The organism is Streptomyces sp. NPDC017890 (assembly GCF_044328675.1).
In the GTDB taxonomy this organism is placed as follows: domain Bacteria; phylum Actinomycetota; class Actinomycetes; order Streptomycetales; family Streptomycetaceae; genus Streptomyces.
In genome coordinates, this window is the sequence record NZ_JBIRHU010000002.1 from 284,451 (window position 1) to 307,809 (window position 23,359).

The window sequence follows — 23,359 nt, forward strand, 5'->3', positions numbered from 1 at the left end:
GACGGCTCCCGGCGTCTCAGGGGACGACGACGACCGGCTGCCCGACCGTCGCGAACTTCCACATCGCGTCGCCGTCCGCGCGCGTCTCCCGGATGCCGCCGGTGCGCCGGCCCGGGTCGGGCTTCGCCATGGAGCCGTCCACCGCCGCGCTGAACCCGATGGCCACGCCGCCGACGCTGGTGAAGCGCACGACGTGCTCGACCGGGATGCCGTCGGACCCGGTGACCCGTGCGGAACGGGACGTGACCGCGTAGGCGCCCGGTGCCGGGTCGACCACGCTGGGCGTGACCCGGAAGGTGCGCCGGACCGTGTTGTCCGGGCCGACCAGCCACACCCGGTCGGCGTCCACCGAGTACACCACCCGTTCACCCCTCCCGGACCCCGCGGGCAGGGCGTCGGGGCGCCGCCGGTCGCGGGGTGCCTTGGAGGCGCCGGGGGCGGGCGTGCCGCTCGCGTGGGTCCGGCCGGGTTCGGCCGCCGGGGCGCCGGTCGACGCCTGGTGGCCGAGGTAGCCGATCGTCGCGAGGGCCGCCGCGGTGAGGCCGGCGACGAGACCGGCGCTGCTGCTTACCACTGGCGACCACCTCGTCGTCGTACTCGTGCATCCGTTCCCCGGCGACGGTAGCACTCGGTGATCATTCGATCGCTCCGGGCGACACGGGGTGCTTCGGGCCGGTACGGGCCCGTGCGGGCCGGCGGTGCCGGGCCGGCCGGCGGGCGTCCGGCACGGGCCCCGCGGCGCCGTAGGCTGTTTGCGTGCTCTTGCTCGCTCTGGATACCGCCACGCCCGCCGTGACCGTCGCGCTGCACGACGGTACGGACGTCATCGCCTCGTCGAGCCAGGTGGACGCACGCCGGCACGGGGAGCTGCTGCTGCCCGCCGTCGACCGGGTGCTCGCCGAGGCCGGCCTCGGGCTCGACGCCGTCACCGGCATCGTCGCCGGCACCGGCCCCGGCCCGTACACGGGGCTGCGCGTCGGCCTGATGACCGCGGACACGTTCGGACTCGCGCTCGGCGTGCCCGTGCACGGCGTGTGCACGCTGGACGGCCTCGCCTACGCCGCCGACCTGGAAGGCCCCTTCGTGGTGGCGACCGACGCCCGCCGCAAGGAGGTCTACTGGGCCCGGTACGCCGACTCCCGCACCCGCCTCACCGACCCGGCCGTCGACCGCCCCGCCGACATCGCCGAGCAGGTGGCCGGACTCCCGGCCGTCGGCGCGGGCGCGCTGCTGTACCCGGACACCTTCCCGAAGGCGCACGAGCCCGAGCACGTGTCCGCCTCGGCCCTGGCGTGCCTGGCGGCCGAGAGGCTCGCGGCGGGCGGGGAACTGCCCGCGCCCCGGCCGCTGTACCTGCGCCGGCCCGACGCCCAGGTCCCCAAGAACTACAAGGTGGTCACCCCCAAGTGACCGGAGCGACCGAGCCCGTGACCTCGCCCGCGCAGCCCGCGCGGCCCGAACTGCGCGAGATGCGCTGGTGGGACATCGATGCCGTGCTCCGGATGGAACGCGAGCTGTTCCCGGAGGACGCCTGGTCGCGGGGCATGTTCTGGTCCGAGCTGGCCCACGCGCGCGGCCCCGGGGCGACCCGGAGGTACGTCGTCGCCGAGGCCCCCGGCGCGGACGGCGCGGACGGCGCGGACGGTGAGGGCGGCGCGGACGGTGAGGGCGGCGCCCGGATCGTCGGGTACGCGGGCCTCGTCGCCTCCGGCGACCAGGCCGACGTGCAGACCATCGCCGTCGCCCGCGACCACTGGGGCACCGGGCTCGGCGGGCGGCTGCTGGCCGAACTGCTGCGGGCGGCGACCGCCTTCGAGTGCGCCGAGGTGATGCTGGAGTGCCGGGTGGACAACACCCGCGCACAGCGGCTGTACGAGCGCTTCGGCTTCGAGGCGATCGGTTTCCGACGCGGCTACTACCAGCCGGGCAACGTGGACGCCCTGGTGATGCGACTGACCACAGCGCCCGGTGGCGGTCCCGCCGCGGGCGCCGACTCCGTACAAGGAACCGACAACCATGGCTGACGAACCCCTCGTTCTGGGGATCGAGACCTCCTGCGACGAGACCGGCGTCGGTGTCGTGCGCGGCACCACCCTGCTGGCCGACGCCGTCGCGTCCAGCGTCGACGAGCACGCCCGCTTCGGCGGGGTCGTGCCGGAGGTGGCGAGCCGCGCCCACCTCGAGGCGATGGTCCCCACCATCGACCGCGCCCTGAAGGAGGCGGGGGTGAGCGCGCGCGACCTCGACGGCATCGCCGTCACCGCGGGCCCCGGACTCGCCGGCGCGCTGCTGGTCGGCGTCTCGGCGGCGAAGGCGTACGCCTACGCCCTCGGCAAGCCCCTCTACGGCGTCAACCACCTCGCCTCGCACATCTGCGTCGACCAGCTGGAGCACGGCGCGCTGCCGGAGCCGACGATGGCGCTGCTGGTCTCCGGCGGGCACTCCTCGCTGCTGCTGTCGACGGACATCACCTCCGACGTCCGCCCGATGGGCGCCACCATCGACGACGCGGCCGGCGAGGCCTTCGACAAGATCGCCCGTGTGCTGAACCTGGGCTTCCCCGGCGGCCCCGTCATCGACCGGTACGCGCGCGAGGGCGATCCGAAGGCGATCGCGTTCCCGCGCGGACTGACCGGCCCGCGCGACGCGGCGTACGACTTCTCCTTCTCCGGGCTGAAGACGGCCGTGGCCCGCTGGATCGAGGCGAAGCGGGCGGCGGGGGAGGAGGTGCCGGTGCGGGACGTGGCGGCGTCCTTCCAGGAGGCGGTCGTGGACGTGCTGACCCGCAAGGCGGTGCGGGCCTGCAAGGACCAGGGCGTCGACCACCTGATGATCGGCGGCGGCGTGGCCGCCAACTCCCGGCTGCGGGTCCTCGCCCAGGAGCGCTGCGAGGCCGCCGGCATCCGGCTGCGCGTGCCGCGGCCGAAGCTGTGCACGGACAACGGGGCGATGGTGGCGGCGCTCGGCGCGGAGATGGTCGCCCGGGGCCGGGCCGCCTCGGACTGGGACCTGTCGGCCGACTCCTCCCTGCCGGTGACGGAACCGCACGTCCCCGGGAACGGCCACCCGCACGGCCACGACCACGGCCACGACCACGGCCATGACCATGTGCACGAGGTCAGCAAGGAGAACCTGTACCCGTGACCGTCGCGCTGATGTGGGAGGCGCGGGCCGAGCCCGGCCGGGGCGAGGAACTGCTGGCCTGGGCGCGGGCGCAGCCGCTCGACGGCACCCCCCTGCGCAGGGAGGTCCTGCGTGCCCCGCAGGACCGGGTCCTCGTCATCACCTGGTGGGACGCCGACTACGACGCCGAACTGCCGGAACTTCCCGAGCCGGACGGTGACCTGGTCACGCGGGCGGTCCACCGGTGGCGCTTCGAGTCGGTGGCCGCCCACTGACCGGGGGGTCACGAGTCCCACGTTCCCCACCGTGGACCTCCGCCACGGCAGCAGGCCCGCCAGGCGCTCCCGGACGGCGATGACCACAGCCCGCGGACCCCGGTCGACGGCCGATGCCAAGGGCAGCAGGGCGCACCACGCCTCCCGCACCGGGGCCGGTACCAGCGAGGGGAGTGAACGCCGCACGGCGCGTCCCGCCCGGCCGCCCGCCTCTTGCCGGAACACCGTCCGCGACCCGGAAGCGAAAGTTTCGTCAATCGAAACGAATGATCCGAGAGCCCGTGGCTCACCGGAGGCTGCGTCAAGAAGGCGCACAGGGATACGATCGCCGCCATGACATCCCCGCAGCCCGCTGAAACGCGGACGCAAAGGCGGTCCGCGCAGACCGCGACCCTCGCCGAGATCGCGCGTGAGGCCGGTGTGTCGGCGCCGACTGTTTCGAAGGTCCTCAATGGCCGCGCCGACGTCGCCCCCGCCACCCGGGCCCGCGTGGAGGAGCTGCTGCGCGGCCACGGCTACCGGCGCCGGCGCGCCGAGTCGACCCGCTCGCCCCTGATCGACCTGGTCTTCCACGAGCTGGAGAGCGCCTGGGCGATGGAGGTCATCCGAGGCGTGGAGAACGTGGCCCGGGACACGGGCCTCAGCGTCGTCCTCTCCGAGAGCGCGGGCCGCCTCACGCCCGGCCGGACCTGGGCCGACCAGGTCGCAGCCCGCCGCCCGCACGGCGTGATCCTCGTCCTGTCGGGCCTCGACGAGTCCCAGCGGGCCCTGCTCACCAGCCGCTCCATCCCGTTCGTGGTGATGGACCCGGCCGGCGACCCGGGCGCCGACGTGCCGTCCATCGGCGCCACCAACTGGCAGGGCGGACTCGCCGCCACCCGGCACCTGATCGACCTCGGCCACACCCGCATCGGCGCGATCAGCGGCCCCACCCGGATGATGTGCAGCCGCGCCCGCATCGACGGCTACCGGGCCGCACTGGAGACGGCGGGGCTGCCCGTCGACCCGGACCTGATCATGACCGGCGACTTCCACCACGAGGCCGGCTACCGGCAGGGCCTGGAACTGCTCCGCCGCCCCGACCGGCCGACCGCCGTCTTCGCCGGCAACGACCTCCAGGCACTCGGCCTGTACGAGGCCGCGCGCGAGCTGGGGCTGCGCATCCCGCAGGACCTGAGCGTGGTCGGGTTCGACGACCTGCCGGTGGCCCGCTGGGTGGGGCCGCCGCTGACGACCGTACGGCAGCCGCTCATGGAGATGGCGGAGGCGGCGGCCCGGCTGGTCCTGGACCTCGGACGCGACGACGGCTCCGCGGCGGCGACCCGGGTGGAGCTGGCCACCAGCCTGGAGGTGCGCAGCAGTACGGGGGCGCCCGCGGTGGTCTGACCGTTCGGGAACTCTTCCGGATTCCGGGAATCTCCGACGCCCGCCGACGCCTCGGGAGCCGGCCGTCGACGCCTCCGGAGCCGGCCGTCAGCGCCTGGAAGCCTGCCCGCCGACGCCCCGACGCCCCGACGCCCCGACGCCCCGACGCCCCGACGCCCCGACGTCCTCCGAAGCCTGAGAAGTCTGAGAATTTCCGCAGAATGACGACCCGGGTATGCCCGTTCCCAGTAATTCGGACTTATGTTCCTCCCGATGGGGCATTCGGGTGGGGACGCGAACGGGACCGGCACGGGCGGGGGCGGACGCATGGCTGCGCGGGACGGGCTGGGCGGGCCGGGCCGGCGTTCGAGGGGGCTGAAGGCGGCCGGCCTCGTCCTGGCCGGTGCCCTGCTGCTCGGGGCCGCTGCCGCGGGATGGGCCTACTGGCACCTGAACGGCAACATCCGGAGCGTCGACATCGACGGCGCGCTCGGCGACGACCGTCCCGTGCGGCCGGTCACCGTCCCGTCCGCCTCGCCCGACGCGTCCCCGGAGCCCACCGGCGCCCTGAACGTCCTGGTCCTCGGCTCGGACTCGCGCAGCGGTGAGGAGAACCAGGAACTCGGCGGCGGTGACAGCGAGGGCGCCCGCTCGGACACGGCGATGGTCGTCCACCTCGACGCGGGCCGGGCCGCCGCCACCGTCGTCAGCATCCCGCGCGACACGCTCGTCACCCGCCCGTCCTGCCCGCTGCCGTCCGGCGACGAGTCCCGGGAGGCGAGCGGCGCGATGTTCAACACCGCCTACGCCCTGGGCGGGCCGGTCTGCGCGGTCAAGACCGTCGAGTCGATGACCGGTGTCCGCATGGACCACTACATCGAGATCGACTTCTCCGGTTTCGCCAAGCTGGTCGACGCGCTCGGCGGGGTCACGGTCACCACGGACGTGGACATAGACGACGACAAGAGCCACCTGCACCTGGACGCCGGCACCCACCACCTGGACGGCACCGAGGCCCTCGGCCTGGCCCGCACCCGGTACGGCCTGGAGGGCGGCAGCGACCTCGCCCGCATCGAGCTCCAGCAGAAGCTGGTCCTGGCGCTGCTGGAGCAGATGTCGGCCACCGACCTGCTCACCGACCCGGCGCGGCTGTACCAGGTCGCCGACGCGGTCACCGGCAGCCTCACCACCGACACCGGCCTGGACTCGCTGGGCGAGCTGATGAGCCTCGGCCGCAGCCTCGGGGGCCTGTCGGCGGACGACGTACGCACGGTGACGATGCCGGTCCTGCCGGCGCCCTGGGACGCCAACCGGGTGGTGGCCCGGGAGCCGGACGCCGCTGACCTGTGGGAATCGCTGCGCTGAGAAATCTCCGGAAAATTCCGGGACGCGTGTCGATCCACGGTCCTCCCGTTCGACGCACGGGGTGAGAGGCCGGGAAGGACCCGGCCCCGACCCGACCCGAGGAGCCACCATGCCCCGCTACCTGTCCCTCATCCGGATCGAGGAGAACGACGCCCTCCCCGACGGCCCCAGCCCCGAACTGGTGCAGCGCATGGAGAAGCTGATGGACGAGATGACGAAGGCCGGCGTGCTGCTCGACACCGCCGGGCTGACCCCGACGGCCCAGGGCACCCGCGTCCACTACGAGGGCGGCCGGCTGTCCGTCACCGACGGGCCCTTCACCGAGTCCAAGGAGGTTATCGGCGGTTACTCGCTCCTCCAGGCCAAGGACAAGGCCGAGGCGGTCGAGTGGACCAAGCGCTTCCTGAAGGTGCACGAGGAGCACTGGACGGTGACCTGCGAGGTCCGGGAGCTCATGGAGGGCTGACCGCGTAGCCGGCCACGGAGAAGTGACCGCGAGGAGCTGACCACGGAGAGCCGGGGCCCGGCTTTGCCCCGGCGGCCCGAGGGTGTTGCATGGTGGGCTGTGCGACCACAGCCCACCGAGCCCACCGAGGCCACGGAGCCCACCGAAGCCATCGAGGCCACGGAGCCCACCGAGCCCACCGAGGCCACGGAGCCCACCGAGCCCACCGAGGCCACGGAGCCCACCGAGCCCATCGAGGCCACGGAGCCCACCGAAGCCATCGAGGCCACGGAGCCCACCGAAGCCATCGAGGCCACGGAGCCCACCGAGCTCACCGAAGCCACCGAGGCCCTCGATACCGTCTTCCGCCTGGAGTCGCCCCGCGTCATCGCCGGCGTCGCCCGTCTCGTCCGGGACGTCGGGATCGCCGAGGAACTCGCGCAGGACGCGATGCTCGCGGCCCTGGAGCAGTGGCCGAGAGACGGCGTGCCCGACAATCCGGGCGCCTGGCTCATGGCCACCGCCCGCCGCCGTGCCGTCGACCTGATCCGGCGCCGGGAGAACTACGCCCGCAAGCTGGCGGAGATCGGCCGCGACCTGCCCGCCGCGGCACCGCCGCCCGAGGAGCCCGCCGACCCGGAGGACATCGACGACGACCTGCTGCGGCTGGTCTTCACCGCCTGCCACCCGGTGCTGTCCGCCGAGGCCCGTATCGCCCTCACCCTCCGCCTGCTCGGCGGCCTCACCACCCCCGAGATCGCCCGCGCCTTCCTCGTCCCCGAGGCGACGGTCGCGCAGCGCGTCGTGCGCGCCAAACGCACCCTGGCCCGCAAGAACGTCGCCTTCGAAGTGCCCTACGGTCCGGACCGCGCGGCCCGCCTCGGCTCGGTCCTGGAGGTCATCTACCTGATCTTCAACGAGGGGTACGCGGCCACCGCAGGCGACGACTGGCTCCGCCCGGCCCTGTGCGAGGACGCCCTGCGCCTGGCCCGGGTGCTGGCCGCGCTGATGCCCAAGGAGCCCGAGGTCCACGGACTGACGGCCCTGCTGGAGCTCCAGGCGTCCCGCACCGCCGCCCGCACCGGCCCCGACGGCGCACCGGTCCTGCTCAGGGACCAGAACCGCCGCCGCTGGAACCGCATGCTCATCGCCCGCGGCATCACCGCCCTCGACCACGCCCATGCCACCACCGGCTCCGGCGGCCCCGGCCCGTACGTCCTCCAGGCCGCGATCGCCGCCTGCCACGCGACGGCGTACACGTACGAGGAGACCGACTGGCCCCGCATCGCCGCGCTCTACGGCCTGCTCGCGGCCCGTGCCCCGTCCCCGGTCGTCGAACTCAACCGCGCGGTGGCCGTGTCGATGGCCGAGGGCCCGGCCCCGGCACTCGTCCTCGTGGACGCCCTCGCCGCCGAACCGGCCCTGCGCGACTACCACCTGCTCCCCAGCGTCCGCGGCGACCTCCTGCTCCGGCTGGGCCGCACGGCCGAGGCACGCACGGAGTTCGAGCGCGCCGCCTCCCTGGCCCGCAACGCACGCGAACAGGCGCTCCTGTTGCGCCGGGTACGGGAGACGGACACCGCTTAGCGGGCGGGGTGTCCGATCAGCATCGTCGGCGCCCCCGCGACCCGGGTCATGAACACGGTCGCCGCGTTCGGCCCCTGCGGCCTGACCTTCCGCCGCAGCTCCTCCGGCTCTACCGCCGAGCCCCGCTTCTTCACGGTCAGGCTGCCGACCCGGCGCTCCCGCAGCAGCGCCTTCAGCTTCTTGACGTTGAAGGGCATCCGGTCGGTGATCTCGTACGCCGTGGCGTACGGCGTCGGCAGCAGCTCGTCCGCGGTGACGTACGCGATCGTCGCGTCGAGCAGTCCGCCGCCGACCTGTTCGGCGACCTCGGCGACGAGATGGGCGCGGATGACGGCGCCGTCCGGCTCGTACAGGTAGCGGCCGGGGGTGCGGACCTCCGGGTCGGGCAGGCCGGTGCCGAGCAGGGTGCGGGGCCCCGGCAGCAGCGTGGCCCGCACCGCCCCCGGCGCCACCGTCTCGGGCGCCACCGCCCCCGGCGCGCCGCCGAACCACAGCACCGCCTCCTTCACGTCCCCGCCGTCGGAGATCCACTCGGCCTCGGCGTCCTCGGGCACCGCCTCGTGCGGAATGCCGGGCGCGACCTTCAGCGCGGCGGCGCGGGAGGCCGTACGGGCCGCCTCGACGGCCCAGGACAGCGGCGGCGAGTACGCCTCCGGGTCGAAGATCCTTCCCCGCCCTCCGCGCCGTGCGGGGTCGACGAACACGGCGTCGTACCCACTCGTCTCCACCTCCGTCACATCCGCCTCGCGCACCTCGATCAGCTCGGCCAGCCCCAGCGCCTCGGCGTTGGCGCGGGCCGCCGCCGCGGTCGCCGGGTCCCGGTCCACGGCCAGCACCCGGATCCCGGCCCGGGCGAGCGCGATCGCGTCGCCGCCGATCCCGCAGCACAGGTCGGCGACGGAGGTCACGCCCAGCGCCGACATCCGCCCGGCCCGGTACGCGGCCACACTCGCCCGCGTCGACTGCTCGACCCCGTTGGGCGTGAAGAACATCCGCCCGGCGTCCTCGGCACCGAACTTCGCCACCGCCCGCTGCCGCAGCCGTGCCTGTCCGAGCGCCGCGGACACCAGCTCGGCCGGGTGCGTGCGCCGCAGCCGGGTCGCGACCGCCAGCTCCCGCGCGGGGTCGGTGTCGCGCACCTCGTCGAGGAGGGCGCGGCCTTCGGGGGTGAGCAGGGCGAGGAGGGCGTCGAGGTCGTTCACCGCAACATTGTGGGCCAGTCGGTGGACGGTGTGCCTCCGGCGCGGTGTCGGGCGGGGTGAGCGGGCCGGGTGCTGCGAGGATCCGGCACCATGCGAGCAGTCGTACAAACCGACAAAAGCCGGGCGTGCGGAGTGTTCCGGGCGTCCTCTCCGAGGCTCCGGACGCGCGGTGGCCTCGCCGCCCTCGCCGTCGCCGCCCTCGCGTCCTCCGGCTGTGCGCAGGACGCCACCCAGGGGCCGGGCGCCACCGGCCGGCCCCTGCAGGCGCCCCCGGCCCGCGCGCTCGACGAGTACGCGTCCGAGCTGGGCGCTGCCCAGGCCGCCCGGGCCGCCGCCGCGAAGCGCTGGAACCTGAAGAGGGTCCCGCTGACGGCACCCCCGCCCCCCGCGAAGAAGCCGGAGATCAAGGCCCGCGAGGGCTTCGAGGTGGACGGCCAGCAGAACCTCCCGCCCGTCTTCACCTCGATCCCCACCGAGGAGAAGATCGTCTTCCTCACCATCGACGACGGCGCCGAGAAGGACCCGGCGTTCCTGCGGATGATGAGCGAGCTGAAGATCCCGTACACCGCCTTCATCAGCGACTACCTGGCGAAGGACGACTACGGCTACTTCGCGAAGATGCAGGACCGCGGAGTCACCCTCAACAACCACACCCTCCACCACCCCTACCTGCCCGGCCTGTCCTACACCGAGCAGAAGCGCGAGATCTGCGGCATGCAGGACGTGATCGAGGAGCGCTACGGCAAGCGCCCGACCCTCTTCCGCCCGCCCTACGGCAACTACAACCGCGACACCCTGCGCGCCGCCAAGGCCTGCGGCATCGAGTACGCCCCGATCTGGAACGAGGAGGTCTTCGCCGACCACTGGGACTACCGCGAGTGGGACCGCGAGATCCACCCCGGCGACATCGTCCTCACCCATTTCCGGGGCGAGGAGGACTGGGGCGGCACCATGCGCGACATGGTCCGCGAGTTCCTCGACAAGGTGACGGCGGAGGGATACGCCGTGGCCCGGCTGGAGGACTACCTGTGAGGCGCGGGCGGCTCCGGCCGACCGGAGCCGCCATGGCCGCCCGGGTCGCCACAGCCGCCCTGACCGTCGTACTGCTCACCGGCTGCGCCCGGTCCACCGGCCCTGCCGAACACCCGCCCGTCGCGGAACAGGCCCGGGCGGGGGGCCAGGGCAACGGGCCGGGCAGCAGTCAGGGCAGCGGGCGGGAACAGGCCCTGCCGCCCGTCGTGGACCGGGTCCGCACCACCGACCCGGTCGTCTTCCTCACCTTCGACGACAGCGCCGAACGCGACCCGCACTTCGCCGGCCTCGTCCGCGAACACCGCCTCCCGGTCACCCTGTTCCTCACCGACACCGTCGCCGGACCGGCGTACGGCCACTTCGCCCGGCTGCGCTCGGTCGGCGCGAACCTGCAGAACCACACCCTCGACCACCGGTCCCTGCGCGGCCTGCCCTACGCCGGCCAGCGCGCCGAGATCTGCGGCCAGCAGGCCAAGCTCAGGTCCCGCTTCGGCGTCCGCCCCCACCTCTTCCGCCCGCCCTACGGCACGTACGACACCACGACCCTGCGCGCCGCCGCCGACTGCGGCATCACGGCCGTGGTCATGTGGCGGGCGACCCTGAACGCCGACGGCGGTCTCACCTACACCCGCGGCGACCACCGCCTCCGCCCCGGCGACATCGTGTCCGTCGACCCGGACCACCCGACGGGCGTGGGCGTGAGCGCGCGCACCGGACGTTTGCTGGAGGAGATCGAGGAGCAGGGTCTGCGGGTGGGACGCCTGGGGGACTACCTCTGACGCGGCGACTGCGACGCCGACGTCGGCGCCGGTTCGGTACAAGATCCCCCCGACGCGCAGCCGACATTGGCACTCCGCTTGACCGAGTGCTAATCGCGGTCATAGTCTCGGCTCTGGCACTCCCCACTGGAGAGTGCCAATGACGCGACGGGCAGGTCCGGCACCCGCGACGACGGATCCACCTGGTCGCCACCTCAGACAGTTAACCCCGTGAGATCTCCGAAGGGGGAGGTCGGATCGTGACGACCACCAGCTCCAAGGTTGCCATCAAGCCGCTCGAGGACCGCATTGTGGTCCAGCCGCTCGACGCCGAGCAGACCACGGCTTCGGGCCTGGTCATTCCGGACACGGCGAAGGAGAAGCCCCAGGAGGGCGTCGTCCTGGCCGTCGGCCCGGGCCGCTTCGAGGACGGCAACCGTCTTCCGCTCGACGTCACCGTCGGCGACGTCGTGCTCTACAGCAAGTACGGCGGCACCGAGGTGAAGTACAACGGCGAGGAGTACCTCGTCCTCTCGGCCCGCGACGTGCTCGCGATCGTCGAGAAGTAGTTCACCCGAAGCACCTTGCTTTCCAGCTGCGCCCCTGGCTCCCGCGACCATAAAAAAGCCGGGTGCCGGGGGCGCAGTGCCGTATAACCCCAAGATTTCCGGAAGAGGGCTCACGCTCCCATGGCGAAGATCCTGAAGTTCGACGAGGACGCCCGTCGCGCCCTCGAGCGCGGCGTCAACAAGCTTGCCGACACGGTGAAGGTGACGATCGGCCCCAAGGGCCGCAACGTCGTCATCGACAAGAAGTTCGGCGCCCCGACCATCACCAACGACGGTGTCACGATCGCCCGCGAGGTCGAGATCGAGGACCCGTACGAGAACCTCGGTGCCCAGCTGGTGAAGGAGGTGGCGACCAAGACCAACGACATCGCGGGTGACGGCACCACCACCGCCACCGTCCTGGCCCAGGCGCTGGTCCGCGAGGGCCTGCGGAACGTCGCCGCCGGCGCCTCCCCGGCGCTGCTGAAGAAGGGCATCGACGCGGCCGTCGCCGCCGTGTCCGAGGACCTCCTCGCCACCGCGCGCCCGATCGAGGAGAAGTCCGACATCGCCGCCGTGGCCGCGCTGTCCGCCCAGGACCAGCAGGTCGGCGAGCTGATCGCCGAGGCGATGGACAAGGTCGGCAAGGACGGTGTCATCACCGTCGAGGAGTCCAACACCTTCGGTCTGGAGCTGGACTTCACCGAGGGCATGGCCTTCGACAAGGGCTACCTGTCGCCGTACTTCGTGACGGACCAGGAGCGCATGGAAGCCGTCCTGGAGGACCCCTACATCCTCATCAACCAGGGCAAGATCTCCTCCATCGCGGACCTGCTGCCGCTGCTGGAGAAGGTCATCCAGGCGGGTGCCTCCAAGCCGCTGCTGATCATCGCCGAGGACCTGGAGGGCGAGGCGCTCTCCACCCTCGTCGTGAACAAGATCCGCGGCACCTTCAACGCGGTGGCCGTCAAGGCCCCCGGCTTCGGCGACCGCCGCAAGGCGATGCTCCAGGACATGGCCGTCCTCACCGGCGCCACGGTCATCTCCGAGGAGGTCGGCCTCAAGCTCGACCAGGTCGGCCTGGAGGTGCTCGGCACCGCCCGTCGCATCACCGTCACCAAGGACGACACCACGATCGTCGACGGTGCCGGCAAGCGCGACGAGGTCGAGGGCCGCATCAACCAGATCAAGGCCGAGATCGAGAACACGGACTCCGACTGGGACCGCGAGAAGCTCCAGGAGCGCCTCGCGAAGCTGGCCGGCGGCGTGTGCGTGATCAAGGTCGGCGCCGCCACCGAGGTGGAGCTGAAGGAGCGCAAGCACCGTCTGGAGGACGCCATCTCCGCGACCCGCGCCGCGGTCGAGGAGGGCATCGTCTCCGGTGGTGGCTCCGCGCTGGTCCACGCCGTCAAGGTCCTCGAGGGCAACCTCGGCAAGACCGGCGACGAGGCCACGGGTGTCGCGGTCGTCCGCCGCGCCGCCGTCGAGCCGCTGCGCTGGATCGCGGAGAACGCCGGCCTGGAGGGCTACGTCATCACCTCCAAGGTCGCCGAGCTCGAAAAGGGCCAGGGCTTCAACGCCGCCACCGGCGAGTACGGCGACCTGGTCAAGGCCGGCGTCATCGACCCGGTGAAGGTCACCCGCTCCGCCCTGGAGAACGCCGCCTCCATCGCCTCCCTCCTCCTGACGACCGAGACCCTGGTCGTCGAGAAGAAGGAAGAGGAAGAGCCGGCCGCCGCGGGCCACGGCCACGGCCACTCGCACTGAGCGCAGCGCTGAGCTGAGCTGAACAGAGCCGACGGTGCCCGGCACCCCTACGGGGGTGCCGGGCACCGCGCGTTCACGGCGAGCGCGTCCGCCCCTCGTCGTCGTATCAGCCGCGCGCGGCCATCCCCACGAATGCCGCCCAGGGACGGGTACCAACACTGAGGGTGCCCTCGCCTGGCTGCTTGGAGTCCCTGATCAGAACGGCCGGACCGGCGTCGGCGACCTCAACGCACTGACCGCCGCTGCCGGAGCTGTAGCTGCTCTTGTACCAGCTCAGTCCATCGGCGGCAGGCTCGGGGCTGCGTGCCTTCATAGCTCTCCCAACAGCTTCTCGATGAAGGCCAGCGACTCCCGAGGAGTAAGTGCCTGCGCCCGGAGAACGCCGTACGTTGCTTCCAAGGGCCCGACCTTCTTGGGTGCGGTGTACAGGATGCTCGCCTCCTGTACTTCCATGTACCCAATCCTGCGCTCGTCTTCGAGGTGGATCAACGTAAATGCACCGCCGAGGCCCGCGTGCTCGTCGCGCTCCATAGGCATGACCTGGATCTCGATGTTGCGTTCATGCCCGTAGAGCAGCAGGTGCTCCAACTGGCCCCGCAGCACCGAGCCGCCACCCACGGGCCGACGAAGTACTTGCTCTTCGATGACGAAGCTCAGTAACGGGGCGGGACGCCGGGAGAAGAGCTTTCGCCTCTCCAAGCGTGCTGCCACACGCTGCTCAATGACCTCATGGTCCAGCAACGGTCGCCACATGGTGAAGACTGCCCGCATGTAGTCCTCGGACTGGATCAGTCCGTTGACCAAGTGGATGTCGTAGGCGTGAAGTTCAGCGGCCTCGGCCTCAAGGCTCACGAACCGTCGGAAGAACGACGGATACCGAGCCTTCGCCACCTCCTCCTTCATCGCCACCAGCACCCCGCGCGCCCCTACCACCCGATCCACCGCGTCGACCAGCTCAGGCTTCGGGATGCGCCGCCCCTGCTCCACCGCCGCGATCTGCGCCTCGCCGTATCCGACGTGTGCCCCCAACTGCGCCTGCGTCAGCCCCGCGACCTCCCGAAGCAGTTTCACCTGTCGGCCGAAGCAGCGCAGGAACTGCCCGCTGGAGTCCGGTTCCGTCCCACCCACGTCCGCTCCCGCGTCCATGCCGCCTCACTCTCCTGGCGCTGTCCAGCCACTCTCCGTAACCGGAGGCTAGGACGCGCGTGCGTCAACAGGGGCAGTGAGCGGGCAAGTTGCCTCGTGTGGGTGAACACCGGCCAGTGAAAGCTTTCTTCACTCAACGCGTCGACGCGCGCACGCTGCGTGAGCTACCGTCCATCTCAGCGTCAAGACACAAAGCAGCCCTCACCGACGGCGTAGGACCCGTCGGCAAGGGCCTGAACCACCAGTGGGAGATAGGCCTCCACCGTGATCTACCGGCACTTTATCGCGCCCCCGCGCGCCTTCACTCAGTTCTCGCACGACCTCATCCGGCACCCCCGGCTGACGTCCGACGCCGTTCGCCTCCTGACCTGGCAGCTCTCCCTCCCGCCCGGCACCCGCGAATCCCTCTCCCGTACGGCTGAACGCGCCCGCATCGGCGGCTGCGCCTTCACCCGGGCCAAGCGGCAGCTCAAGGACGAGGGCTTCGTGCACGAGCGGCGGCTCCAGGGGCCCGGCGGCCTCTGGATCACCCAACAGCTCTTGTCCAGCGTCCCCTTGAGCGACGCCGAAGCCGTCAAGCTACTCGCCCAGATGCCCGTGGGCCCGGCCGGGACGACCACCACCGAACGCGTGACGCCGCCGCAGCCCGCACCGGGTCGTCGTTCACCGGCCGTCGGTGAACCGACCCCTCCGCGCACCGACGGTTATCCACTTCAAGACCGTGAGGGAAACACCGCCAACCAACCCCCCAGGCCCCCCGCACCGCCCGAAGCCGAAGCCCAGGCCCCGGAGCCGGACGGCGACGCACCCTCGGAGCCCCACCTCACCGCAGCCCGCACCCTCGTCGACGCTCTCCCTGCCCTCTCTCCCGACCTGCACCACATCCCCCGCGCCATGCGCCCCGAGCTGACGCGCCTCACCGCCCGCTGGCTGGCCGCAGGGCACCCGCTCACCGCCGTCCGTACGCACATCCTGCGCGGCCTCCCCGACGACGGCACCCCCGTCCACCGCCCCGGCGGCCTCCTGCGCCACCTGCTCCGCGACGTACCGCCACCACCGCCGCCTCAGCCCCAGCACGCGACCACCACGTCACCGCACGCGAACGATCGCCCCGCCCAGCAACCCCCAGGCCCCCACCTGTCCAGCCGCCTCACAGGCACCCGCGAGTGCGCGGGCGACCACGTGCAACCGCTGCTCTTCAGGCCCGTGGCAGACGAAACCCGCTGCCCGCGCTGCGCAAGCCGCCCGACCGTCAACTCCCGTCCGACCGGCCGAGCCGCCGGCTGAAGCAGCTCCAGCCGTCCTTCATGAAGCCGATCTACCCCCCGGGTACAGGGCGCATTCATGACCGGCGTACTGGCCGCGGGTCTTTTTGACAGTGCCCTTCCGGCGGGCCGGCGGCTTTGCCACGCGCTCACGCATTCGGCCCACGCGTCACAGGGAGATCCATTAGGTTGACTCTGCGTTCACCACCTGACCAAAGGGCATGTATGTCACCGCTACCCACCTTCGATCCCGTCACGGAGTGTCCTCCCCCGGGCAGGTTTCCGCTGACCTGGGGCGAAGTCGAGTCGGAACTGGTAAAGGCGGCGTACTTCACGGACTCGTCCACGCGCAGCGACCTCTTCGGGGAGCTGCAGACCCACTACGCCATGGTGGAACTCACCACCGGAGCGGTGGGTCGGCTATGGCTCGCCGGAAGCTTCGTCAGTGGCAAAGTGAATCCCGAGGACGTCGACGTCACCTACCTCATACCTCCAGACGCATACGCCCTGGCGATGGCGGACGCCGACACGATTGACTACCTTGACAATCTGGGCACCAAGGACTGGTGCACGCGCCACGACATGCGAGTGGACGCATACGTCCTTTGCCTTCCCGAGACGGAGGACTTCCGCTCCCTGGGGGTGACTGGGGCCATGGCGCCCAGCGACCACAAAGTTTTCGAGAGCCTCGGAGTCTATGACGAGGTCTGGCAGCGCTGCCGGAGCGGGCAGAAGGGTATCCCCGAAGGGGCCCGGCGAGGATATGTGGAGGTGCTGCTGTGAACAGTCCGCAGAACCTGCCCGACCCCTCGGACAAGGAGGCCCTGAGGGCTTGGATGCAGGCCAACCGTGGCAAAGCAGACGGTCGTCATCCGGTGCGGTCAGCAGATGAATTCGCTGCGGCACAGCGGCGCAAGCTACTGCAGACCGTGGGATGCACCACCAGCAGCAGCGCCGAAGCCGGTACGGCTCGGCGATCACTCCGGCTGGCCCTCGAAGGGACGCCCGTCCGGGAACATCGCATGGAGTCGTCCGTGCTCGGACAGTGGCTGACCTCCTTCCAGGAGGCCGTCACCACCGTCGCCCACGCCCTCGATGAGAGTCGCCCCACACACGACTACGGGCCGTTGCCGCAAGCCGTCCGAAAAGCAACACGGCTCTATGCCGCAGCGACCTATCCCTCGTCGTACGGCATGGTCCTGGAGGAAGCACCGACAGACGAGGACGAGCTACCGCTACTGGAGGTGGCCTCGACGGAGTCGTTGCTGGACCGTGCGATGGGGACTGTCCTTGACATCACCGACCGGGCGGAGGCAGGCCCAGGAGCCATCGACGCGGTGATCGAGACAGCGCTGCCCCTGGGTGGGCGGGTCTTCAATCGTCTTGCCGACCTGACAGAGGTACTCGCTGACTCGGGCACCGATGTCAGCCTGACCTGGAGTTCGCCGTACAACGGGGTGCGTGCCTCCCGCCTCGGCTCACGAAACGCCCAGCGGTGCCGGGACGCGCTGCGCGCCGCGCAGCCCGAGGAGCACTCGGAACGGTTGGCGGGCAGGCTCGTCGGCGGCAGCGTGCTGCGGGGAACGGTGGAGATCGAGACGGCCGACGGGGCCGTCATCACTGCGCGCGTGGATCATGAGGTCACCAGCCTGCTGAGTGCCTACGCGAACCGTCGGATCACTGCTGAGGTCCTCGTGTCAACCGTCCGCTCACCGCACGGACGCGAGCACCACAGCTATGTCGTACTCCGTCTGGCCCTGCACACGAGCTGACACCGTGTTCTCCGTGAACGGTCGGCTTACGCGGGAGCAGAGCGTCACCCGAACGTGTGATCCACCTCCGTCTGTGGCCGGCCTCGTGGCCGGGCGACGTAACGTCAGGTGGCTGCGCCCGCAGCGGGCGGGAGGTCGCAGGTTCGGCTAGGGAGAGGGCGGCGTCGCGTGAACGCGGGCACTGGTGACGGGGGCGAGCTGTTCGTGGACGGCATCGGCAGGGGGCGTACGGAAAGGGTGAAGACGGGCCGGGGGGCGGAGGCCGGCGGGGGGTCGGCGATGTTCTCCCACGCTCCCGGCAGTGGGTCGCCGTCGGCCCCTGCCTCGTCGGCCCCTGCCTCGGCGGGCCCCGGCGCCGTCGGTGCCAAGGCTGCCTCTGTCCCCCGCGCCCGGCCCACCCCGCGTCCCCGGCCCGGCGGTGTCCCTGCCGGGTCACCGAGCGCGGGACGATGGGCGAAGATCGCGCAGCGGATCGTGCCCGACGACCTCCAGCCCGACGTGCTGCGGCTGGAGCTGACCGAACTCGGGGACGCGTTCCGCGCGTATCAGCAGCGCCCCGAACCGGACCTCGCCGTCCTCGCCGAACTCCACGACCGCAAGGCCCGCGCCTTCGCCGCGTGGGCCGCCGTCACCGACGACGCGTCCCTGCGGGAAGAAGCGGACCGGGCAGCGGCGGCCGCGCGGACCACCCGCGAGATGAACGCCAACCGCCTCGGTGTCCCGGTGGACGGGAGCGGGCCGGCGGTCGAGCGGTTGCTGACCCGGGGCCAGGCCGTCCACGCCCGCAGTGTGCTGGAGCACGTCCGGGTCGGCTCTCCGCTCCCCGAGGCCGGGGCGCGGCTCGCGGTGCTGATGCTCACCCTGCGGGCCGCGCGGGCCGGCATCGGCAACGTCACCGGGCAGGACCTCAGCGGCTGGCTGCAGGGAGATGCCGAACGGGTGCTCCAGGAGCTGGTCGACGTCGGCTGGCTGCGGCTGCCGGAGGACGTCTCCGCCGACGACGCGCTGACGTCCCGGCCCGAGGAGCCCACCCAGGTCACGGTCCCCTCGCTGCTGCCCGCCGAGCCCCGCCCGTTCTCCTTCGGCAAGGTCACCCGGGCGAGGCTCTCGGGATGGGCGCAGAGGGTGGTGGGCGACCGGAAGCTCCGGAAGAAGAAGGCGGGCGCCGCCACCCGGCTCCTCGCCGTGTACACCGCCGCCCACAGCCATCCCGCCGGGCGCCTCGGAGACGCCGGCGAGGACGGCGGCGACGGTCTCGCGCTGGACACGGTCGCCTCGTTCTGCGCGCTGCGACCCGAGGAGGTCGCCGAGCACGCCGGACTGCTGGTCACCGCCGACTGGCTCACGGAGGCCGACACCGCCGGAGGAAGGCTGCGAGGACGGCTCGCCGAGCGCGTACTGCCGCTGAGCGGGTTGCTGTGACGGCTCCTCGGTGACGCGCCGCCTCTCGTCACCTCGCGTCACCGAGGCAGTCCGGCGGTCGCCGGTCCGACCACCCCGACAGCCGGTGGGCCGACCACTACAGATGCCTGCCGTAAGGCCGGAACGCCTGGTCAGACAGGTCCTCCGAGCGGAATCTTCAACGCATGACCACCGCTTTCACCGGCGTCACCTCCTTCTCGGTCGCCGCCTCCTTCACCCTCCGTTTCAGCGCCACCCCGCGCGGCGCCCGCCTGGCCCGGCGGCTGGCCTCGCACCAGCTGGACCGCTGGGGGTGGCCGTACCGCACACCGGTCCATGACGCCGTGGAACTGGTCGTGGGCGAGCTGGCGGCCAACGCGGTCACCCACGGGAGGGTGCCGGGGCGGGATGCCGAGCTGCGGCTGGCTCACGACGGCGCGGGGCGCGTCCTGGTGGAGGTGAGCGACGTACGCGGGGAGGGACGGCCACAGCTCGCACCGACCGGCCGCCCCCTCGCGGAGGACGGGCGCGGGCTGGCCCTGGTGTCGGTGCTGGCCGAGGAGTGGGGCGTGGCCGAGCGGCCGGGCGCGCCGGGGAAGACCGTGTGGGCCGTGGTGACGGCCGACTCCCTCCGCCACGCCCTCTGAGCCCCGACCGGCGCCCTCCAGCGCCCCGCCCGGTGTTCCACGCCTCCCTCCGGGATCCTTCCGCTCCCTCCCGGCGACCCCGGGCGGCTGAAAATGCTCAGCAACGCCCTCTCAGAGCCGGAGCCCAGGACCGGTCCCCCGAGCGAGCTACGTGTCATTGTCCTCTCTGGGGTGACGCGCGCCACCGGTGGTGTCTTGTTGACTCGAAACGTGAGCACAACGGCCGGACAAGGCCGACCAGCCGCGTAGCAGAGGACAACACCATGACCGCGACACGCAGTTCCGCGCAGCACGGTTTCCCCAGGGGCCGCCGGATCGCCGCAGCCCTGCTGGTTTCCACGCTGGGAGGCGCCGCGCTGGTCGCGTGCAGTGCCGAGGCCGAGGACTCGCAACCGGCCGAGGTCTCCGGCAAGAGCGTCGGCGGGACCACGGGCGACGCCAAGATCACCTGGGGCAAGTGCCCGCCCCTGCCCGAGGGACAGCCCCGTGACCCCCACCTGGCCTGTGGCACGTTGAAGGTGCCACTCGACTACCAGGACCCGGGCGGCAAGAAGATCGACGTGGCGGTCTCCCGGCTGTCCACCGCAAAGCCCGGGAAACGACATGGTGTTCTGCTGCTGAACCCCGGCGGGCCGGCCCTGGGCGGTCTCGGCATGCCCGAAACCATGGCGTCCACACTGCCGAAGTCCGTGCTGGACCGCTACGACCTGATCGGTTTCGATCCGCGCGGCGTCGCACACAGCACCCCGCAGAGCTGCGGTCTGCAGGACCCCAGCGTGGCCGGGCTCTTCCCCTATCCTGCCGCGGACGGCTCGATCACCAAGAACGTGACCCTCGCCAAAGCCGCCGCCAAGCAGTGCGCCGACACGCTGGGCAAGACCCTGCGGCACTACAGCACCGCCAACACCGCCCGCGACATGGACCGCATCCGCCAGGCGCTCGGTGAGAAGAAGATCTCCTACTGGGGCCAGTCCTACGGCACCTACCTCGGCTCCGTATACCGCTCCCTCTTCCAGAAGCACACCGACCGGATGGTCCTGGAAGGCAACGTCGACCCCACCAAGGTATGGGCCAACCAGGTGGCGGACACCTGGGGCAAGGGCATGGCCGACCGGTTCCCCGACGCCGCCCGCGTCGCCGCGGCGCAGGCCGACACCCTCAAGCTGGGCACGAACGTCGCGGAGGTGACCCACACCTACCTCACCCTCGCCGACCGGCTCGACCGCACGCCCGCGGTGATGCCCGGCGCACCGGTGCCGCTGGACGGGGCGCTGCTGCGGAACATGACCTACGCCCTGCTTCAGCACAACGACACCCTTCCCACGCTCGCCAAGTTCTGGAAGGCCGCCGACAACCTGAGCCACGGCAGCACCACGGCCGCCGACAACGAGGTTCTCAAGGAGGTGTTCGCCGCCACACCGACGTCCCCGGGCATCCCCGCGGACAACCAGGCCACCATGTTCATGGCTCTCACCTGCGGCGACGCCGAATGGCCGCACGACGTCGACGGCTACGCCGCCCGCACCACCGCCGACCGCGAGAAGTGGCCGCTCACCGCGGGCATGCCCGCCAACATCTGGGCATGCGCCTACTGGGACAAGCCGGCTGAGGCGACTGTCAAGATCACGGAGGGCGGCCCGCGCAACACCCTGATCCTGCAGAACCGCCGGGACAACGCCACGCCGTGGGAAGGCGGCGTCGGACTGCACAAGTCCCTCGGCGACGGCTCCGCCTTCGTCGGCGTCGACAACGGCGGGCACTACGTCTACGGCGCGGGCTCAGCCTGCGCCGACAAGGCCACCGTCGGCTTCCTGGCCACCGGCCACCTGCCGCGCAAGGACGTCCACTGCACCGACGTCACCCAGAAGTAGCCCGCACGAACGCGGTGCTTCCCTGCGGGAGCCGGGCCGTGCGGGAGTCGGGCCGTCGGCGCCCGGCTGGTCCTCCGGCGCGAACATGACGCGGCCCGCGCGCCGCCGTACGGCCAGGCGCGCGGGCACCTACGACAACTGCTCCGGAGCCGGTTGCCCGACCGACGACGAGGGGCGTGGCTCGTCCCCTCCTACTGCGGCCCGTACTTCCGCCCCGTCCGCGAGGTGATCCCGCCCAGCATCCCCCGGGGCACCAGCTTCGCCGCCCCCATCAGGGCCTTGTAGCGCGGGTCGGGGATGGACAGGGACCTGCCGCGGGACAGGTCGGCCAGGGCCGCCGCGACGACGTTGTCCGCGTCCAGCCACATCCAGTTGGGGATGCTGTCCGTGCCCATGCCGGCCCGCTGGTGGAACTCCGTGCGGACGAAGCCGGGGCACAGGGCCATCAGGCGTACGCCGCTGCCGGCCAGGTCCTTCGCCACGCCCTGCGTGAACTGCACGACCCACGCCTTGGACGCGCCGTACGTGCCGCGCGGGACGAAGGCCGCGACCGAGGCCACGTTGACCACGCCGCCGCGGCCCCGCTCCCGCATCGCCTCCGTCGCCGCCGAGGTCAGCCGCAGCACAGCCTCGCAGTGCACCTTGAGCATGGTCAGCTCGTCGGCCATGGAGACGTCGAGGAAACGGCCCTTGTTGCCGAATCCGGCGTTGTTGATCAGCAGGTCGACGGGGTTCCGGCGCTCGCCCAGCCGGGCGGCCACCGCGTCGATGCCGGTGTCCGTCGACAGGTCGGCCGTCAGGACCTCCGCCTCGATGCCGTGCCGGTCGTGCAGTTCGGTCGCCTGGTCGCGCAGCCGCTCGGTGTCGCGGGCCACCAGCACCAGGTCGTGCCCGTCGGCCGCCAGCCGTCGCGCGAACGCGGCGCCGATGCCCGCCGTCGATCCCGTAATCAATGCCGTTGTCATGGCGCTAGGTTATGGGTCCGGACCGAGCACGTCCGTTTCGTTCACCAGGCGGGCCCGTGACCGGTGAAGAGCCGGTGAAGACGGCCTCGCCGCAGGCCCGGTGACGTCCGCTCAGGCGCCCTGCGCCGCCGTGTACTTCCGCGCCGCCGCCAGTGACTCCGGGTGCAGCGCCCCGCCCGCCGCGAGCAGCCGGGGCAGCAGCTCCCGCTCGGTCGTCACCGCCCGGAACTGCAATGCCACCGTCACCTCGTGGCCGGGCCGGTGCACGATCTCGACCGGGTCGCCCGCCCGTATCGAACCGGGCTCGATCACCCGCAGGTACGCGCCCGGCGCGCCCCTCTCCGTGAACCGCTTCACCCACCGCTTCTCACCCAGGTGCCCCTGGAAGGTGCGGCAGGGGATACGGCCGCAGGTGACCTCCAGCACCAGGTCGGGGCCGACCCGCCAGCGCTCGCCGATCCGGGCGCCGGAGACGTCCAGTCCGGTGAGGGTGAGGTTCTCGCCGAACGCGCCGTTCGGCAGCGGCCGGCCCAGCTCGCGTTCCCAGTCGTCCAGGTCCTCGCGCGCCATGGCGTACACCGCCTGGTCGTCGCCCCCGTGGTGACGCGTGTCGCACACGGTGTCCCCGGCCAGCCCACTCGCCCCGACCCCCTGCGGGCCGGGTGCCGTCACCCGAACGGCCCCGTCGGCCGGCTGCTTGTCGATGCCGGTGACGCCCTCGGGATGGTCCGTGTACGGCACGGTCTTCGCACGGCCGAGGTTGACAGACAGAAGCTCCATGGCGGCACCGTAGGACAACCCGCTTCAAAGCGTCGACGCATTATC

The 23,359-nt window shown here is 71.9% G+C and carries 24 protein-coding genes; 18 read left to right on the plus strand and 6 right to left on the minus strand.

Translation table 11 applies throughout. From position 1 onward, the window contains the following. Nucleotides 1-16 precede the first annotated feature (16 nt). Complete coding sequence (locus ACH4F2_RS04265; RefSeq protein WP_398131129.1) at nucleotides 17-574, minus strand: hypothetical protein; 558 nt, start codon at nucleotides 572-574, stop codon at nucleotides 17-19. A 182-nt stretch (nucleotides 575-756) separates the two neighbouring features. Here ACH4F2_RS04265 and tsaB point away from each other — a divergent pair, with 182 nt between their 5' ends. The 8 genes from tsaB (at nucleotide 757) to ACH4F2_RS04305 (ending at nucleotide 8,160) form a co-directional block, all read left to right on the plus strand. Continuing rightward, nucleotides 757-1,410, plus strand: a complete 654-nt coding sequence (gene tsaB, locus ACH4F2_RS04270; protein ID WP_398131130.1) for a tRNA (adenosine(37)-N6)-threonylcarbamoyltransferase complex dimerization subunit type 1 TsaB — start codon at nucleotides 757-759, stop codon at nucleotides 1,408-1,410. A 59-nt stretch (nucleotides 1,411-1,469) separates the two neighbouring features. Next, complete coding sequence (gene rimI / locus ACH4F2_RS04275) at nucleotides 1,470-2,024, plus strand: ribosomal protein S18-alanine N-acetyltransferase (protein WP_398131268.1); 555 nt, start codon at nucleotides 1,470-1,472, stop codon at nucleotides 2,022-2,024. Further along, entirely contained in the window at nucleotides 2,017-3,144 is a 1,128-nt protein-coding gene (gene tsaD / locus ACH4F2_RS04280; RefSeq protein ID WP_398131131.1) for a tRNA (adenosine(37)-N6)-threonylcarbamoyltransferase complex transferase subunit TsaD, read from the plus strand. The genes rimI and tsaD overlap by 8 nt, the downstream gene beginning before the upstream one ends. Continuing rightward, nucleotides 3,141-3,398, plus strand: a complete 258-nt coding sequence (locus tag ACH4F2_RS04285) for a hypothetical protein (protein ID WP_398131132.1) — start codon at nucleotides 3,141-3,143, stop codon at nucleotides 3,396-3,398. The genes tsaD and ACH4F2_RS04285 overlap by 4 nt, the downstream gene beginning before the upstream one ends. Before the next feature lie 333 nt (nucleotides 3,399-3,731). Then, nucleotides 3,732-4,784, plus strand: a complete 1,053-nt coding sequence (locus ACH4F2_RS04290) for a LacI family DNA-binding transcriptional regulator (RefSeq protein WP_398131133.1) — start codon at nucleotides 3,732-3,734, stop codon at nucleotides 4,782-4,784. 306 nt (nucleotides 4,785-5,090) lie between these two features. Then, nucleotides 5,091-6,128, plus strand: a complete 1,038-nt coding sequence (locus tag ACH4F2_RS04295) for an LCP family protein (RefSeq protein WP_398131134.1) — start codon at nucleotides 5,091-5,093, stop codon at nucleotides 6,126-6,128. Nucleotides 6,129-6,237: 109 nt separating this feature from the next. Next, nucleotides 6,238-6,594, plus strand: a complete 357-nt coding sequence (locus ACH4F2_RS04300; RefSeq protein WP_398131135.1) for a YciI family protein — start codon at nucleotides 6,238-6,240, stop codon at nucleotides 6,592-6,594. Nucleotides 6,595-6,879: 285 nt separating this feature from the next. Then, a complete protein-coding gene (locus ACH4F2_RS04305; protein ID WP_398131269.1) occupies nucleotides 6,880-8,160 on the plus strand; it encodes an RNA polymerase sigma factor in 1,281 nt (426 codons plus the stop codon). Here ACH4F2_RS04305 and ACH4F2_RS04310 read toward each other — a convergent pair. Further along, nucleotides 8,157-9,470: a methyltransferase domain-containing protein gene (locus ACH4F2_RS04310; protein ID WP_398131136.1), complete on the minus strand. Its 1,314-nt coding sequence runs from the start codon at nucleotides 9,468-9,470 to the stop codon at nucleotides 8,157-8,159. The two genes, ACH4F2_RS04305 and ACH4F2_RS04310, sit on opposite strands and share 4 nt — an antisense overlap. On the opposite strand from ACH4F2_RS04310, the gene ACH4F2_RS04315 reads away from it, so the two are divergent. From ACH4F2_RS04315 to groL, 4 genes are all read left to right on the plus strand, one after another. After that, a complete protein-coding gene (locus tag ACH4F2_RS04315) occupies nucleotides 9,453-10,394 on the plus strand; it encodes a polysaccharide deacetylase family protein (protein WP_398131137.1) in 942 nt (313 codons plus the stop codon). The two genes, ACH4F2_RS04310 and ACH4F2_RS04315, sit on opposite strands and share 18 nt — an antisense overlap. Beyond that, nucleotides 10,391-11,173 (plus strand): polysaccharide deacetylase family protein, encoded by a 783-nt coding sequence (locus ACH4F2_RS04320; protein ID WP_398131138.1) that lies wholly within the window; start codon nucleotides 10,391-10,393, stop codon nucleotides 11,171-11,173. The genes ACH4F2_RS04315 and ACH4F2_RS04320 overlap by 4 nt, the downstream gene beginning before the upstream one ends. A 239-nt stretch (nucleotides 11,174-11,412) precedes the next feature. Further along, nucleotides 11,413-11,721: a co-chaperone GroES gene (gene groES, locus ACH4F2_RS04325; protein WP_055418319.1), complete on the plus strand. Its 309-nt coding sequence runs from the start codon at nucleotides 11,413-11,415 to the stop codon at nucleotides 11,719-11,721. 120 nt (nucleotides 11,722-11,841) lie between these two features. Further along, nucleotides 11,842-13,467 carry a chaperonin GroEL gene (gene groL, locus ACH4F2_RS04330; RefSeq protein WP_398131139.1) on the plus strand — a complete coding sequence of 542 codons (1,626 nt, stop codon included), beginning with the start codon at nucleotides 11,842-11,844 and terminating at the stop codon, nucleotides 13,465-13,467. Nucleotides 13,468-13,573: 106 nt separating this feature from the next. On the opposite strand, the gene ACH4F2_RS04335 is transcribed toward groL, so the two are convergent. Together ACH4F2_RS04335 and ACH4F2_RS04340 are read right to left on the minus strand one after the other, a co-directional pair. After that, on the minus strand, nucleotides 13,574-13,780 hold the full coding sequence (locus tag ACH4F2_RS04335) for a DUF397 domain-containing protein (RefSeq protein WP_398131140.1): 207 nt from the start codon (nucleotides 13,778-13,780) through the stop codon (nucleotides 13,574-13,576). Further along, nucleotides 13,777-14,613, minus strand: a complete 837-nt coding sequence (locus ACH4F2_RS04340; RefSeq protein WP_398131141.1) for a Scr1 family TA system antitoxin-like transcriptional regulator — start codon at nucleotides 14,611-14,613, stop codon at nucleotides 13,777-13,779. Before ACH4F2_RS04340 ends, ACH4F2_RS04335 begins: the two co-directional genes overlap by 4 nt. A 264-nt stretch (nucleotides 14,614-14,877) precedes the next feature. Between ACH4F2_RS04340 and ACH4F2_RS04345 the strand changes: the two genes are divergently transcribed. The 6 genes from ACH4F2_RS04345 to ACH4F2_RS04370 all read left to right on the plus strand — a co-directional run bounded on the left by ACH4F2_RS04345 (nucleotide 14,878) and on the right by ACH4F2_RS04370 (nucleotide 21,569). Beyond that, a complete protein-coding gene (locus ACH4F2_RS04345) occupies nucleotides 14,878-15,900 on the plus strand; it encodes a hypothetical protein (RefSeq protein ID WP_398131142.1) in 1,023 nt (340 codons plus the stop codon). Between the two features lie 203 nt (nucleotides 15,901-16,103). Beyond that, complete coding sequence (locus ACH4F2_RS04350) at nucleotides 16,104-16,661, plus strand: DUF6932 family protein (RefSeq protein ID WP_398131143.1); 558 nt, start codon at nucleotides 16,104-16,106, stop codon at nucleotides 16,659-16,661. After that, nucleotides 16,658-17,650 carry a hypothetical protein gene (locus ACH4F2_RS04355; RefSeq protein ID WP_398131144.1) on the plus strand — a complete coding sequence of 331 codons (993 nt, stop codon included), beginning with the start codon at nucleotides 16,658-16,660 and terminating at the stop codon, nucleotides 17,648-17,650. The genes ACH4F2_RS04350 and ACH4F2_RS04355 overlap by 4 nt, the downstream gene beginning before the upstream one ends. 474 nt (nucleotides 17,651-18,124) lie before the next feature. Beyond that, entirely contained in the window at nucleotides 18,125-19,072 is a 948-nt protein-coding gene (locus tag ACH4F2_RS04360) for a hypothetical protein (protein ID WP_398131145.1), read from the plus strand. 164 nt (nucleotides 19,073-19,236) lie between these two features. Beyond that, nucleotides 19,237-19,698, plus strand: a complete 462-nt coding sequence (locus ACH4F2_RS04365; protein WP_398131146.1) for an ATP-binding protein — start codon at nucleotides 19,237-19,239, stop codon at nucleotides 19,696-19,698. A 263-nt stretch (nucleotides 19,699-19,961) separates the two neighbouring features. Beyond that, complete coding sequence (locus ACH4F2_RS04370; protein ID WP_398131147.1) at nucleotides 19,962-21,569, plus strand: alpha/beta hydrolase; 1,608 nt, start codon at nucleotides 19,962-19,964, stop codon at nucleotides 21,567-21,569. A 191-nt stretch (nucleotides 21,570-21,760) separates the two neighbouring features. Here the strand turns inward: ACH4F2_RS04370 and ACH4F2_RS04375 are convergent, their stop codons facing one another. Then, nucleotides 21,761-22,534, minus strand: coding sequence for an SDR family NAD(P)-dependent oxidoreductase (locus tag ACH4F2_RS04375; RefSeq protein WP_398131148.1), 774 nt, complete (start codon nucleotides 22,532-22,534; stop codon nucleotides 21,761-21,763). Nucleotides 22,535-22,645: 111 nt separating this feature from the next. Further along, nucleotides 22,646-23,314: an MOSC domain-containing protein gene (locus tag ACH4F2_RS04380; protein WP_398131149.1), complete on the minus strand. Its 669-nt coding sequence runs from the start codon at nucleotides 23,312-23,314 to the stop codon at nucleotides 22,646-22,648. Between the last annotated feature and the right edge of the window lie 45 nt (nucleotides 23,315-23,359).

What these genes read in the sequence shown, in the direction of transcription:
- ACH4F2_RS04335 (WP_398131140.1), bottom strand. Translation starts at nt 13,780, where the DNA reads ATGAAGGCACGCAGCCCCGAGCCTGCCGCCGATGGACTGAGCTGGTAC.
- ACH4F2_RS04350 (WP_398131143.1), top strand. Translation starts at nt 16,104, where the DNA reads ATGTCACCGCTACCCACCTTCGATCCCGTCACGGAGTGTCCTCCCCCG.
- ACH4F2_RS04365 (WP_398131146.1), top strand. Translation starts at nt 19,237, where the DNA reads ATGACCACCGCTTTCACCGGCGTCACCTCCTTCTCGGTCGCCGCCTCC.
- ACH4F2_RS04380 (WP_398131149.1), bottom strand. Translation starts at nt 23,314, where the DNA reads ATGGAGCTTCTGTCTGTCAACCTCGGCCGTGCGAAGACCGTGCCGTAC.
- ACH4F2_RS04300 (WP_398131135.1), top strand. Translation starts at nt 6,238, where the DNA reads ATGCCCCGCTACCTGTCCCTCATCCGGATCGAGGAGAACGACGCCCTC.
- groL (WP_398131139.1), top strand. Translation starts at nt 11,842, where the DNA reads ATGGCGAAGATCCTGAAGTTCGACGAGGACGCCCGTCGCGCCCTCGAG.
- ACH4F2_RS04295 (WP_398131134.1), top strand. Translation starts at nt 5,091, where the DNA reads ATGGCTGCGCGGGACGGGCTGGGCGGGCCGGGCCGGCGTTCGAGGGGG.
- tsaD (WP_398131131.1), top strand. Translation starts at nt 2,017, where the DNA reads ATGGCTGACGAACCCCTCGTTCTGGGGATCGAGACCTCCTGCGACGAG.
- ACH4F2_RS04375 (WP_398131148.1), bottom strand. Translation starts at nt 22,534, where the DNA reads ATGACAACGGCATTGATTACGGGATCGACGGCGGGCATCGGCGCCGCG.
- ACH4F2_RS04370 (WP_398131147.1), top strand. Translation starts at nt 19,962, where the DNA reads ATGACCGCGACACGCAGTTCCGCGCAGCACGGTTTCCCCAGGGGCCGC.
- ACH4F2_RS04340 (WP_398131141.1), bottom strand. Translation starts at nt 14,613, where the DNA reads ATGGACGCGGGAGCGGACGTGGGTGGGACGGAACCGGACTCCAGCGGG.
- ACH4F2_RS04290 (WP_398131133.1), top strand. Translation starts at nt 3,732, where the DNA reads ATGACATCCCCGCAGCCCGCTGAAACGCGGACGCAAAGGCGGTCCGCG.
- rimI (WP_398131268.1), top strand. Translation starts at nt 1,470, where the DNA reads ATGCGCTGGTGGGACATCGATGCCGTGCTCCGGATGGAACGCGAGCTG.
- ACH4F2_RS04315 (WP_398131137.1), top strand. Translation starts at nt 9,453, where the DNA reads ATGCGAGCAGTCGTACAAACCGACAAAAGCCGGGCGTGCGGAGTGTTC.